This is a genomic window from Sorangium sp. So ce296, assembly GCF_051529605.1.
Taxonomy (GTDB): Bacteria; Myxococcota_A; Polyangia; order Polyangiales; family Polyangiaceae; genus Sorangium; species Sorangium cellulosum_D.
This window is the reverse complement of the sequence record NZ_CP150325.1, coordinates 11,812,622-11,825,362: the sequence shown is the minus strand read 5'-3', so window position 1 is coordinate 11,825,362 and position 12,741 is coordinate 11,812,622. Positions and strand designations below refer to the sequence as shown.

Sequence of the window (12,741 nt, the reverse complement as noted above, 5' to 3'; positions counted from 1 at the left end):
AGGCCGTCAGGCGGACGGGCCGAAACCGGCTGCGCCGTGCGCCGGCGGCGTGCACCCGAGCAGCGCTTCCGCGATCACCCGCGCGACCTCCACCAGTCCTTCGTCGCCTACCGCCCTGTGGAGGAGCGGCGCCGTCCACCAGAGCGAACCGTGCTCCCGGAGCAGCTCCTCGAGGCTCCCGACCGGGAGCTCGAGGACGCTCAGCGCGATCGCCTCCTCGATTTCGAGCCAGCGGGCGCAGCGCGCGAGGGCGGCGAGCGTGTCCGTGTCGCCGGCATCGCGCTGGAGCGACACGGCCTCCCGCAGGAGACGGCGCCGGAGCGGCGCTCCCACGAAGGGCGCGAGCGCCGCGCGCGCCTCGATGCCCATGGCATCTTCCAGCCGCGCCAGCCTGGCGACGAGCTCCGCTTCCTCGAAGAAGGCGACGAGGACCGGCGCATGTCGCTTGATGAGCTCGGCCCAGCGCGCGGCATCGAGCCCCGAGGTGGCGCCTCGGACGTGGTCGATGGCGCGAGGGCTCGGGGTCCCCGTCCGGTACGCCGCGAGCCGAGCCTCCATGCGGCGCAGAGGTTCCGAGAACCGCCGGTCGAACGCCGAGAGGCCCTCGTCGCGCAAACCCAGCGTAGCCAGACGCTCGACGAGCGCGACGGCGTCGTCCGCGCCGGCCTCGTCGAGCGAGGCCAGACACTGCGCGGCGTCGACGCACGCGAGCAGGGCCGTGCGCACCTTGCCGTCCAGCATCACCGTCCCCTCTGTCGCCCACGCGCGAGCCTGGTCGATCGCGCCCGCGCGCGCTTCGTCGGGGAGCTGCGGGGCCAGAGCGACGAGCCACTCGCGCGGCGCGCCGCCTCGCGACTGGATCTTGTCGTAGAGCATCTTCGCTCGCTCCGACCCGAGCCCATCCATCGCGCCTGAAGCGGTGCGCGCGAGTTCGTCGGGCCGCAAGGCCGCGGCTTGCGTGAGCGCCTCATCGAACCAGGCGCTCGCCTCGTCCAGCGGCAGGAGCGCGGACGCCAGGACCAGGCTGTCCACCGCGCTCTTGCCATGCCGCATCGAAGCAATGTGCGCTGCGCGTCGCGCCGCGACCTCTCCGCCCGGGAGCTCCGATCGCACGAGCTCCAGGAGGGTGCCGGGGCGTAGCATCTCGTCGGGCGCGTGCATCACGGCGTGGAGCGCCAGCGCGAGGACCGGCCCGCGAGAGGGGGGCGCCATGACCCGGACGAGCGCAGCCGCGGCCTCCGCCAACCATGCGTACGCCTTCCCGGCTGCGTCCTCGGCGGAGAGCTCGCCACGAGCACGCGAGCCCTCATGGGCGTCCGCGAGCGTCCACCATACCCAGTCGACGAGCGAACCCCGATCGGTCCGCGCTTCCAGCGCCTCTACCGCGGCGGAGAGGCCGCGCTCGATGGTATCGGCGTCGAGGTCCGCGAGCGCGGGTCGAGCCGTCATCGCCGCCTGCCCCGGCCGCTCCGGCGCTGCGCGCGATAGGTCGTGCGGCCGTCCCACCGGCCGGTCCGCGGGTCGTTGGTCGCTCCGACGACGCCGCCGGCGATACCGAGGTTCTCGATCATGCCGGCGCAATACTGACACGGGTCGACGCGCGCCGCCTCGTTCGCGCGCCGGGAGCGATTCTGGAAATCCTCGCGATTTCCTTCGTACGTCTCCATCGTGTATCCCTCCTCCGTGAACCGGCGCCGCACCTCCGCCCTCACCTGCTCGTCGTTCATTCGGGGGTTGCCGGCCCGGACCTGTCGAGTAAGGTTATTGAGCGCCGTGGTCTCCGCGCAGGAGTCGCGGAACCCGCGGTTGCGCAACGCCGGATCCATGTCGGTGACGCCGCCGCCCGCGCCAAGGTTCTCGCCGTCCGTCACCGGGCGGCCACTCCGGTCGCGAATGACGGAGTACATGAGACCATCGGGGTCCACGGCCGAGGTCGGACATCCGTCGGCGTACCCGAAGGGGTCGAGGCCGCCGAGGAGGCCCACCGGGTCCGGGCTCAGGTATCTGCCCGTTTCGGGATCGTAATACCGATAGCGATTGTACGACAGGCCCGTCTCCTCATCGGCGTACTGGCCCCGAAAGCGGAAGGGCGTCGAGGCACGGGCCCCGGGGGTATGCTCTCCCCTGCCCCAGGAAGTCCTGCCGAGCGTGGCGGCGACTCCTCCGTTAGGATCCACCAGCAGCTCGGGCGCGCCGGTATCGTCGGTCACATAGTAGAACCAGCCGCGATCCTGGCGTTCTCCGCCGCGCACGACGGCCTCGTGGTGCGCCCACGGGACGGACCGCTTCTCTTCGAAGCAATACGTGCGCTCCTCGATCACGGGATCGCCGTTGGCCGCGGCTCGCCGATGAATCTCGTGAACAAGCGTGGTGGCATCCCACACAAACCGGGTCTCGGAGATCACGCGAGGGGCCTCCACGTGAGCCGAGGACGTCACGCGCTTCTGCAGTCGCCGCGCGAAGGGGTCGTATTCGTAGTGGACCACCGCGCCATCGGGGAGCTCGACGGCGTTCAACAAGCCGTCCGCTGACCATCGATAGCGGGTAATGTCCACCTTTCCGTCCGACAGACTCCTCCGAGCTTCGACGACGCGCCCGCATCGATCCCGAAGATATGCGGTGTCGCCGCGAAGATCCAGCGCCCCGCCCGGGCCGTACGTCCGCCTCGGTGTGCCGAGACCGACCTCGAGCAGCGCGCCGCCGGCGTCATAAGAGAACTCCTCTGCCGGCGCCTGGGAACGCGTAACGCGAACGAGGCGGCCCAGGCTGTCATAATCGTACAGGGTATCATGACCGCTCCTCCAGACCCGCTCCACCTCCGCCGTGGGAGAATACACCCAGCGAATGTCGGCGGTGACGCCTGACGGCATTGGACCAACCCACTGGGGCACGCCGGGCAATGCGGCGACCCCGCCGCGAATGACCCGCGCGGCGACGGCTCGCCCCACGGCGTCGAAGGCCCTCTCGATTAGGCCGCCTCCGGGCAGGAGGCGGGCTATCTCCCGCCCGAGCACGTCATGGCGGATCGTTGCTTCGGTTCCATCGAGCCCCACGCGCGTCGTCCCCGACGCAGGGTCGCGCAAGAATTTTGCGACATGACCCAGGGAGGTGCTGCGGCAGAGAACGCGGCCCATGAGATCGTACTCCGTCGCGACATCGATACACCTGCCATGCAGTTCTTGACGCTCGCCCACGATCCAGCCGAGCGCATTCCGCTTGAACGTGATGCGTGCCCCTCCGCGCGTCGCCGCCACGACGTCGCCGCGGGCGTCGTGCTCGAACGTCTCCTCCAGACCATCCGAGTGTACCCGCTTCACCAGCCTACCGCGCGCGTCGCGCTCGAAATCGATTCGCTCCCCGGGCCCCTGCTCCACCCACGCGAGCCGAGCCATCGCATCATAACCGCGGCGCACGACGCGTCCGTCGAACGTCCGCTCCGACGTCACACAGCCATCCAGGCGCCGTACCAGGCAGTGCTCCTCGCCCAGAGCATTGCGTACAAGGACCAAGCGACCCTCGCGATCATAGCGGAAAGCGATGCGAGCACCGTTCGGCAGGATCACCTCGCAAAGCCGATCAAGACCGCCGTAAACGAGGGTCGTCCTGCCGCGCGCGTCGCTTACGCCGCTCACGTTGCCGTTCGCGTCGTAGTCGTAGGATGTGCTGCTTCCATCGGCCTCCTTCACCGAGAGGAGCCGGCCCGCTGTCGAGTACCGGAAGGACGTATAGGCTCCACTCGGATCCAGCACACCAATGCATCTGCCGAGGCCATCCCAATCGTACCTGGTCACGGCGCCCGCGGAGCTCCGCCGCTCGATCAGATTTCCGGCCGCATCGTACCGGAAGGTGGTGCGCGAGCCGTCAGGGGCGACCGTTTCTTCCAGCAAGCCGCGGTCGTCGTACCGGACCTGGAACACGGCGCCGAGGGGATCCCGCACGAAAAACCCGTCGGCCGTGCGCTCGACGCTCGTCTCCGCACCCTCGGGATCCACCACACGGCGAATCGTTCCATCGATGTTGCGCTCGATGAGAGTGATCGCCCCGAGCGGATCGATCTCCTCGAGGATGCGTCCGCGGGGGTCACGCTTCCACCGAGTCGTCGCGCCGAGAGCGTCCGTGAACTCCACGAGGTGGCCGTTCGCGTCGTAACTGCGCGTGAAGACCGCGCTCCCCATGACGGCCCGCTGCACCTTGCCGTACTCGTTGCCATCGTAACGGAAGCTCGTGAGGGAGTCCGCCGCCTGTGAGCCGCCGTCAGGGAAATATTCGATCTTCACGTGATGGACGCCACGCGCCGGCGTGCCATCCGCAAGCTTGGAGGGCACGTCGTCCGCGAGGCTCGGATCAGGGCGTCCCGGGTACTCCCCCCACGTCCACGCATCGACATGAAGTGTCATAGCGGAAGAAGAAGGTTAGCCCGTTCGGATACTCGCACGATGTGAGCAGGTTCTTATCGTCGTAGCTGTAGCGGCTGATGTTGTTGTCGGCATCGACGGCCGCCACGAGACGCCCCTGGTCATCGTACCGATAAGCGACCAAGGTGATCCACCGCCCTTGTGACGGAGAGGTGCGCACCTCAAATGCCTCGATTCGCCCCGGTGCGCCGGTGCGGGCGCGAATCTCCCGTCCTGCACTGTCGACTATCACGCTCAGCACACGGCCCTCGTAGCGCAACGTGATCCGGGCCCCCTGCGGGCTCTCGATCGACCCGAGGCGGAGCCTGCGGAGCGCCCCTTCGCTGGCTACCGGGACGAAGCGGTAGCGTGTCCCACCAGGCAAATCGAGCGCGATGTCGTCGCCTACACGGTGCAGCAGCCAGCCTTCCGGGCCGAGGAGCGCCTCGCCTTCCGGAATACGGGAGAGCTCGAAGGACGTACCCTCGCCGGTCCACACGATCATCGTCCGACGGCGCTCTTCGATTTCCCAGGCGAGGGAATGGGTGGTGCCGAATCCGAGTCCCACGTCGATCTCGCGGGCGGCGCTCGAGTACGAGCGCTCGATCGCGAGCGGCAGCGGTCCCAGCAGATGGACGTCCACGACTGGCACGGTGAACACCCGCCCTGTGACGACATCGACGGGATCGCCCTGCGTCATCGCCCCGCTCCGGCTGCCGCCATGATGATTCGGGCAGCGGCCCCCGTCAGCTCCGCTCATGCCGCAAGCGCTGCGCCCATCCCCCTCGGCGCTGCTGCCGCCGTTGTTACCGCCGGCTCCCTGTCCGTTTCCGCTCCCGCGACCGCCGCGCCCACCCGCGCCGCCGCCTCCTCCACCACCGCCAAGAATGAAAATGCCCGGGTTCATCCCCGGGATGGCAGGTATGTTCGGAATGGGAGCTGTCCGTGCCATGATCTGTCCCGGGCATGGAGAACACGCCTCTCCGGCTTGCCCTGAAATGCGTCTGTTAGCGGTGGACGTCCGTGGGAAGCCCAGCACAAGCTTGGGGCCGCTGTCAAGGAACTGGAAAGGCCATTATGGTGATGGAGCGCCAGGCGGCGCCCTCGACTCGTTCGCGACGCCTTCCGCACCCCGGGGCAGGCAACTGGGGCGGTGCTTTCAGCCCGGGCTTCAAGAGGCCGTGGGCTGGCAGGCCAGCGGGCGACCGTGAGGCTGCGCCTGGCCGCCGAGGCACGCTCGGCGCCTGCCCACGTGCGTGATTTCGCGCCCGGTCGCGTCTGCCGCGCGTCCGTTCAGCGCCCCGCGCCGGCGTCGGCTCGGACGGCTTCGTAAAGTTTCTTCACCAAGAGCGGGAACACTGTCTCCCGGAACTCTTGGTCGTTCAGATACCGGGTGACGATGTCCTGGTTCTGGTCCATTCGGTCGATCATCAAATCTTCGATCTTCTGCCCCATCGCCAGAGCGAAGTTGTCGAGCGGGTTCACCATGGCCCGCCGCACGACCTCGGCGTCCGCCTTCGCGACCTCGATGAACTGGTCGAAGAGGAGCTCGTCGGCCTTGGTGAACTCGGTCCCGAAGCGCTCGTTGAGCACCTCGATGATCTCCGAGAGCTTCGCCTCGTCTTCGTCCGCCTTCCGTGTCCCCACCTCGACGGGGCTCCGGAGCCCCACGCGCTCGGCGACCCGGAGCTGGATGGCTCCCTCGCTGATCTTGTCGAGCCGGTAGTACTTCAGCGCGACCTCGCCATCGAGTTTGAGTGGCGATCTCTTCGCGTCATGCGGCAGCTTCATCTCGAAGTAGCGGCAGAAAGTGTAGAGCTTCTCGAGATCCGGATCCTGGAACGGCATGATCTGCGAAAGGAAGGCGTACAGCCGGACGAACGCGCCGAGGGCGTTCCGGAACTCGTCCTGCTTCCCATCGTCGAGCGCCTTGAAACGATCCACGCCGGGGCTTAGGTGCCTGTACATCTCCGCGTGGTCGTGGGTCGTCTGCTTGTCGCGCGGCGCGAAGAAGACCTTGCAGAACGCTTCCTTCTCCGACTCCCAGAAAACCTGCGCCGCCTCCAGCTTGTGCGCGAGATCGTAGAGCTGCTGCGGGTCGGCCGTCTCGGAGACCGTGGTCTGCTCGTAGTAAGGCTGGAAGCTCCGCTGAATCTCCTCGACCTCGTTCACGAAGTCGAGGACGAAGGTGTCCTCCTTGCCCCTGCAGGTGCGGTTCAAGCGGGAGAGCGTCTGGACCGCCTGCACGCCCGCGAGCCGCTTGTCGACGTACATCGTGTGGAGCAGCGGCTGGTCGAAGCCGGTCTGGTACTTGTTCGCGGCGAGAAGGATCTGGAAGTGGTCGGTCTCGAAGGCGGCCGGCAGCCCGGCCTCGGAGATGCGCTTCCCGTCCTTGCCGACGTTCATCTCGGGCTCGGTGAACCTGAAGCCTGTGTCCGGGTCCTCCACCTTCCCCGAAAACGCGACGAGGACGCCGACGTCCGTATAGCCCTTCTCCTTGATATATTTGTCGAATGCCTGCTTGTACCGCAGGGCGTGGAGGCGCGAGCTCGTCACGAGCATGGCCTTCGCCTTGCCGCCGATTTTGTGGCGCACCTTCGCCCGGAAGTGCTCGACCATCACCTCGGTCTTCTGGGCGACGTTGTGCGGGTGGAGGCTCATGAAGCGTGCGAGCTGACGCGTCGCTTCCTTCTTCGGCACGCGCGGATCGTCCTCGGTGGCCTTCACCAGCCGGTAGTACGCCTTGTACGTCGTGTAGCTCTTCAGGACGTCGAGGATGAAGCCCTCCTCAATCGCCTGGCGCATCGAGTAGAGGTGGAACGGCCTCGGATTGCCCTCCGCGTCGCGCAGACCGAAGACCTCGAGCGTCTTCGCCTTCGGCGTCGTCGTGAAAGCGAAGAAGGACAGGTTCTTCTGCCGGCCGCGCGACATCATGACCTTGAGCAGGCGGTCTTCCTCGTCCTCCTGGTCCCCCTCCGCCTCCTGCCGCTCGGCCTCTTGGAGCGACCCGGCGGACAGGATCTCCTTCATCTTCTGCGCGCCCTCGCCGCTCTGAGAGCTGTGCGCCTCGTCGACGATGATCGCGTACTTCCTCCGCGGCAGCTTCGCGATCTTCCCGGTGACGAAGGGGAACTTCTGGAGGGTCGTGACGATGATCGGCGTACCGGACGCAAGGGCCTTCGCGAGCTGCTCGGAGTCCTCGTTGATCTTCTCGACCACGCCCTGCTTGTGCTCGAACTGGTAGATGTTGTCCTGGAGCTGCTGGTCGAGGACGCGCCGGTCGGTGATGACGACGACCGAATCGAAGACCTTCTGGTCCTTGTCGTCGTGCAAGCTCGCCAGCCGGTGGGCGAGCCAGGCGATGGAGTTGGACTTGCCCGAGCCAGCCGAATGCTGGATCAGGTAGCTCTTGCCCGCGCCGTCCTTACGCGCCGCGGCTTCGAGCTTCCGGACGGCGTCGAGCTGGTGGTAGCGCGGGAAGACGACGACCTCGCGCTCGACCTTCTTCCCATCGGCGGCTTTCTCCTCCTTCTTGAGCACGTGGAGGAACCTGCCCACGATGTCCAGGAACGAGTCCCGCTGCCAGACCTCCTGCCAGAGGTACGCCGTGCGATGACCGCCCGGGTGATCGGGGTTGCCGGCGCCGTCATGATGGCCTCGGTTGAACGGAAGGAACCGCGTGTCCACGCCGATGAGCTGCGTCGTCGTGTAGACGAGGTCCGGATCGACCGCGAAGTGCACGAGCGCGCGCTTCTTGAACTGGAAGAGCCGGTGCCGCGGGTCCCGCGCCCGGTACTGCTGGATGGCATGCTGGACGCTCTGCCCTGTGAGGTGGTTCTTCAGCTCGACGGTCGCGATCGGCAGGCCGTTGAGCGAGAGGAGCAGGTCGACGCAGTCCTTTGCATCTGCGTCGGCGATGAAGCGAACCTGCCTCGTCACGACGAGCCGGTTCTTGGCGTACTTCGCGAGGATCTCCGGGTTGAGACCATGGGCTGGCCGGAAGGCAGCGCAGTCGATCTTTTTGCCGAAGAACTTGAGCCCGTGGCGGAGCACGTCGAGGGTGCCGCGGGACTCGAGCGACTTCACCAAGGTGTCGAGGACGGCGTCTTCGAGTCCGGCGCCGTGCTGCTGCTTCAGGTCGGCCCAGAGCTCGGGCTGCGTGGCTTCGACGAAGGCGAAGAAGTCAGACCGTTGAAACGCGCGCTCGCGGTCGAAGGTCTTCGGGTCGCCCTTCACCCAACCGCCCAGGCCGAGGAGGCTCGCCTCGATGGCATCTTCGAGGGCCTTTTCGTTGTGCTTACCCGGCATCGTCGTCGTCCTCCTTGTCTCTGGAAGCCGCCGGACCGCCTCTGCGGGCGCGGTACGCTTGATCGGGATGCCGCAGGTTCTCGGGGTGAGCCCGCTCGAGGAGCCCCTCGCTGACCATCGGCGAGAGGTGCCGCTCGACGAGTTTCGCGGCATCGGCGAGCCCCAGCACGGCGGCGAGCTCCGACGGCTTCCAGGCGCGGAGCTCGGCTAGGCGGAGGATCGCCTGCCTAAGGCGATCCCTTCTCGGCCGCGGACCAAGCGAGGCCAGAAGCTCGCGCACGGACGGCGGCACGTCTCCGAAATTTCCGCTGTCGGACGCTAGCTCCACCCTATCGGAAGCGCCTTCCTCGGTCAGCTCCCCCCTATTCGGCGCCGGCTCCCCCCCATCCGATGCGAGTTCCCCCCTATCCGCGCCGTCGTCGGGCAGCTTTCCTGGATCGCCTAGCTGCTCAGCGAACCGTTCCAACTGTTCCTCGGCAAGGTGCCCGGCGGAGAAACGAGCATCGCTGGAGAAACGGCCGCGCACCGTGGGAGCGAGTTCGTAGAAGCTGGCTGAGCCGGCGGGATGCAAGGTCAGGAGCTCCCGGTCCCGTAGGCGCCGCAGGAGCTGGCTCGCGCCCAGCGTATCAAGGCCGGAGATCTGCCGCATACGAGCGTCGTCGATCCGGCCGTGCCGGTGCGCTTCGAGTAGCGCTCGGAAGTCCAGGTCTGTCAGCTCCTCGTCGCCGAGCGAGGCGACGAAGGTCCGATCCTCTGCCGTCAGCGTCGGCGTGTTGCGGAGCGTGATCCGGAACTCCCGCGACGATGGGTCCAGCACGGGCGCTGGCAAGAACAGCCCCTCCAACTCCGCGAACATGCGCGGGATCCCCTCGCCCTGATCACGCATGAAGCCGAGGTCGACAAGCGCGCGCACCGTGCGTGGGTTCCTGCTCACGTGGACGCGACGCAGGCTGAGCAGATCCTCGAGGGCGATGTCGGGAACGAGCCCGCCCGGATTGGTCACCTCGAGCCGGTCGTCGAAGAACCAGACCTCCGTGGTGCGTCCCTCCGTGGTGTAGTCCCGGTGCGCAACGGCGTTGAGGATCGCCTCTTTCCAGGAAAAATCCGGATATTCCGGTACCGCGCGGAAGCGGTTGCCGACGAGGCGCGAAGGCCGCCGGACGAGTCCGTCGACCGCTGCAAAGACCACCGGAAGCACCTGGCCGAGGTTCCCCTCGATCCGCGGGCGCTCCTCGACGTTGTGCTCTGCGCCGAGGCGGCGCTCGGTACCGACCACTCGGAAGACCCGCACGCCTGCGTTCGGATGGTCGGGGCCGTCGATTGCGAAAAGCAGCTCGGCCCCTCGGCGTAGCGCTACGTCGCGGCCCCGGCGATCCGCGAGCTTGCGCTTAAGGAGGTACTCCCCGTTATTGCCGCCCGGTCTCGATGATGCTCCAGCCCCTCACATCGAGCATGCTGCGTGATGGTGAGGAGCTCTACGCAGCGAAGATGGCCATCATGGAGGGCGCTCGCTCCGCGTACGCAACGAGGGAGGACGACACCCCTGAAGCCGCGGTACCTACATTCCGGCCAGCTGCCCCGAATTCTCATCGGAAGGAGCTACCGGCACGTGACTGCATCCATTCCGGCCACCGCTCGAAAATTACCACCCATCGTTGCTCCCACGCCCGCCTCACGACGGGGTAGGTCCACCAGCGGAGCGGAGCAGCGGCGCGGTGCCGGCCACAAAATAGGCGACGAGGAGACCTGATCTTGGCCGACAGCCTCCTCGTCGTGCTCCGGTTCTTGTGCCCAGGAATCGAAGCGGTCGCAGTGTTATCCAGAGCGCCATCGACATCAAGCGCTGGCAGCAGCAACCCCCCTCGGTCGTCGAAGCGCGCCCTGCTCGCTGCCCCGCCTGCGGCGTCGCGAGTTGTCCGCTCGGAGGCGCCATCCAGCTCCAAGGTCACGGCAGGCGCGAGCGGCAGGTCTGGGGCCCTGCCAGCCCGGACCAACCGCCCGAGGTGATGCCGGTCACCGCCCGCCGCTACCGCTGCCTCCGTTGCGGCGCCGTGCTCCTCGTCGTTCCTCGCGGTGTGCTCGGTCGGCGCACGTACAGCGCCGCCGCGATAGGCTTCGCCCTCGCGCTCTGGGGCCTCGCGCTCGCGACGGCAGCCGAGGTCCGGCGGCGCGTGGGCCCGGCGAGGATCCTCGGCGACAGCGCCGTCACCGGCTGGGCCACGCTGCGCCGGTGGGCGCGCGATGTCGCGCAGCGACGTCTCTTTGCGGAAGCCCCCGGCCCAGGCCCACCCGCATCCCTTCGTCAGAGCGCGGCCAGCGCCGCGGCAGCGCTCGCGGCGAGCGCTGCCCCAACGACCCGGGCGCTGCCGATCGAGCACCGCGCCTTCCTCGGCGCCGCGCACGCGGCGTGAGGGCCTCTGCCCTTTCAGAGTCCCAATCGTACAGCCCACCTGAGAGGATCCCTGCCGAAAACGCCGCCGATCCCGGACAAGGACCGCGCGCCAGCAAGGCGCAGAAAGGACCTGTTCGAATGGCTCTCGGCCCCGCCGACCACGCCGAGACCGTGGCGATCTATCGCGCCACGGTCATCGGCCCTCTGATGCACCGCGTGCTCACCCACGGCCAGCTCGCCGCCGAGCTGCGCACGCTCAGCGAGCAGCGGTTTCGCCCGCCGGGCGCGCACAGCACGCGCACCTACTCGGTGCCCACGCTCCAGCGCTGGCTGTACGCCTATCGCGCAGCTGGCCTCGACGGCCTGCGTCCGCAGCCACGCAGCGATCGAGGCTTCGCGCAGCGGCTGCCTGAAGAGCTGCGTGCGTTGCTGCTCGATATCCGGCGCGAGCATCCCTACGCCTCGGTGCCGCTCATCCTCAAGACGCTCGTCGATGACGGACGCCTCGAAGCGGGCAAGGTCTCCGAGCCCACCGTACGGCGCCTGTACGCGGCGCACGGACTTCGCCGCCGCGCTGCGCGCGCCGAGGGCGAGCCGAAGACGCGGCTGCGCTGGCAAGCCGAGCGCCCTGGCGCGCTCTGGCACGGTGACGTCTGTCACGTGACCGGCTGCACCGTCGGCGGCAAAGCGATGCCGATCCGCATCCACGGGCTGCTCGACGACGCCTCTCGCTACGTCGTCGCGCTCGAGGCGCACACCACCGAGAAAGAGGTCGACATGCTCGGTGCGTATTCCGACGGACGTGACGGCTCGTTCCGGGGCGACGCGACGGCCCAGTCCGGCGTGACGTGGACCGGAGCGTAGCGACGAGCGCGGTCAGGTCTTCGTCTCGGTCACCTCGGGAGCCACCGCCTTCTTCTTCCGCATCGACCCGCCGCGGAGCGTCACCAGGTGCGCGTTGTGGACAACGCGGTCGCAGATCGCGTCGGCGATACTCGCCTCTCCGATGGCTTGGTGCCAACTTTTCACCGGGATCTGCGAGGTGATCACGGTCGACGACGTGTCGTATCTGTCCTCGAGGACCTCGAGTAGATCGCGCCTCTCGACATCGGTCATGGGCGCGAGCAGGAAGTCGTCGAGGACCAGCACGGCGACCTTGGCCATGCGCGCGAGGGCGTTGGCGTAGGTCCCGTCGGCACGCGCGACCGCGAGCTGCTGGAGCAGGCGCGGGGTGCGGATGACGAGGGCGCGGAAGCCCTGCCTGCAGGCTGCCTGCGCCAGCGCGCCGCCGAGAAAGCTCTTCCCGGCTCCGGTCGCTCCCAGCACGATCACGTTCTGCTTCGCTCGGACCCACTGGCAGGAGCCCAGCGACCGAGCGAAGGACCTGTCTACGCCGCGCCCTGCCTCGCAGGAGAAGTCCTCCATGCACGCGCCCCCCGGCACCCGCGCATCCTTCAGCAGGCGATGGAGCCGCTTGTTTTCACGGGCTGTCCACTCGCGGTCGACGAGCAACCCGATCATCTCCTCAGTGGAGAGCGGCTCCGCCGACGGCGCAGCCTCCCTCTCTCTCAGCATCGCCGCCATCGCGTTCAGCTTCATCTCGACCAGCTTCTGAATCGTCTCTTCCAAGATCACTCCTCTCCTCCT

At 67.7% G+C, this 12,741-nt stretch carries 7 protein-coding genes and 1 pseudogene; 2 read left to right on the top strand and 6 right to left on the bottom strand.

Translation table 11 applies throughout. The features are described from left to right. Nucleotides 1-6: 6 nt before the first annotated feature. From WME98_RS43615 to WME98_RS43595, 5 genes are all read right to left on the bottom strand, one after another. Nucleotides 7-1,449 (bottom strand): hypothetical protein, encoded by a 1,443-nt coding sequence (locus tag WME98_RS43615; RefSeq protein WP_437947534.1) that lies wholly within the window; start codon nt 1,447-1,449, stop codon nt 7-9. Beyond that, the gene (locus WME98_RS43610) at nt 1,446-4,277 is read right to left on the bottom strand and encodes an RHS repeat-associated core domain-containing protein (protein WP_437947533.1); all 2,832 of its coding nucleotides are present in this window, start codon (nt 4,275-4,277) and stop codon (nt 1,446-1,448) included. The genes WME98_RS43615 and WME98_RS43610 overlap by 4 nt, the downstream gene beginning before the upstream one ends. Before the next feature lie 67 nt (nt 4,278-4,344). Then, nucleotides 4,345-5,094, bottom strand: a complete 750-nt coding sequence (locus WME98_RS43605; RefSeq protein ID WP_437947532.1) for an RHS repeat domain-containing protein — start codon at nt 5,092-5,094, stop codon at nt 4,345-4,347. 593 nt (nt 5,095-5,687) lie between these two features. After that, nucleotides 5,688-8,702 (bottom strand): type I restriction endonuclease subunit R, encoded by a 3,015-nt coding sequence (locus tag WME98_RS43600; protein WP_437947531.1) that lies wholly within the window; start codon nt 8,700-8,702, stop codon nt 5,688-5,690. Further along, entirely contained in the window at nt 8,692-9,978 is a 1,287-nt protein-coding gene (locus WME98_RS43595; protein ID WP_437947530.1) for an ATP-binding protein, read from the bottom strand. Before WME98_RS43595 ends, WME98_RS43600 begins: the two co-directional genes overlap by 11 nt. A 730-nt stretch (nt 9,979-10,708) precedes the next feature. On the opposite strand from WME98_RS43595, the gene WME98_RS43590 reads away from it, so the two are divergent. Both WME98_RS43590 and WME98_RS43585 read left to right on the top strand, forming a co-directional pair. Beyond that, complete coding sequence (locus WME98_RS43590) at nt 10,709-11,113, top strand: hypothetical protein (protein ID WP_437954008.1); 405 nt, start codon at nt 10,709-10,711, stop codon at nt 11,111-11,113. A gap of 119 nt (nt 11,114-11,232) precedes the next feature. After that, nucleotides 11,233-11,887, top strand: a pseudogene (locus WME98_RS43585) (helix-turn-helix domain-containing protein); the annotation flags it as partial. An 83-nt stretch (nt 11,888-11,970) separates the two neighbouring features. Here WME98_RS43585 and istB read toward each other — a convergent pair. Then, a complete protein-coding gene (istB, locus tag WME98_RS43580; protein WP_437945317.1) occupies nt 11,971-12,723 on the bottom strand; it encodes an IS21-like element helper ATPase IstB in 753 nt (250 codons plus the stop codon). Nucleotides 12,724-12,741 lie beyond the last annotated feature (18 nt).

Bases quoted from the DNA above. Each gene is read 5' to 3' on its own strand.
- WME98_RS43590 (WP_437954008.1), top strand. From the start codon at position 10,709: ATGCCGGTCACCGCCCGCCGCTACCGCTGCCTCCGTTGCGGCGCCGTG.
- WME98_RS43600 (WP_437947531.1), bottom strand. From the start codon at position 8,702: ATGCCGGGTAAGCACAACGAAAAGGCCCTCGAAGATGCCATCGAGGCG.
- WME98_RS43615 (WP_437947534.1), bottom strand. From the start codon at position 1,449: ATGACGGCTCGACCCGCGCTCGCGGACCTCGACGCCGATACCATCGAG.
- WME98_RS43605 (WP_437947532.1), bottom strand. From the start codon at position 5,094: ATGACGCAGGGCGATCCCGTCGATGTCGTCACAGGGCGGGTGTTCACC.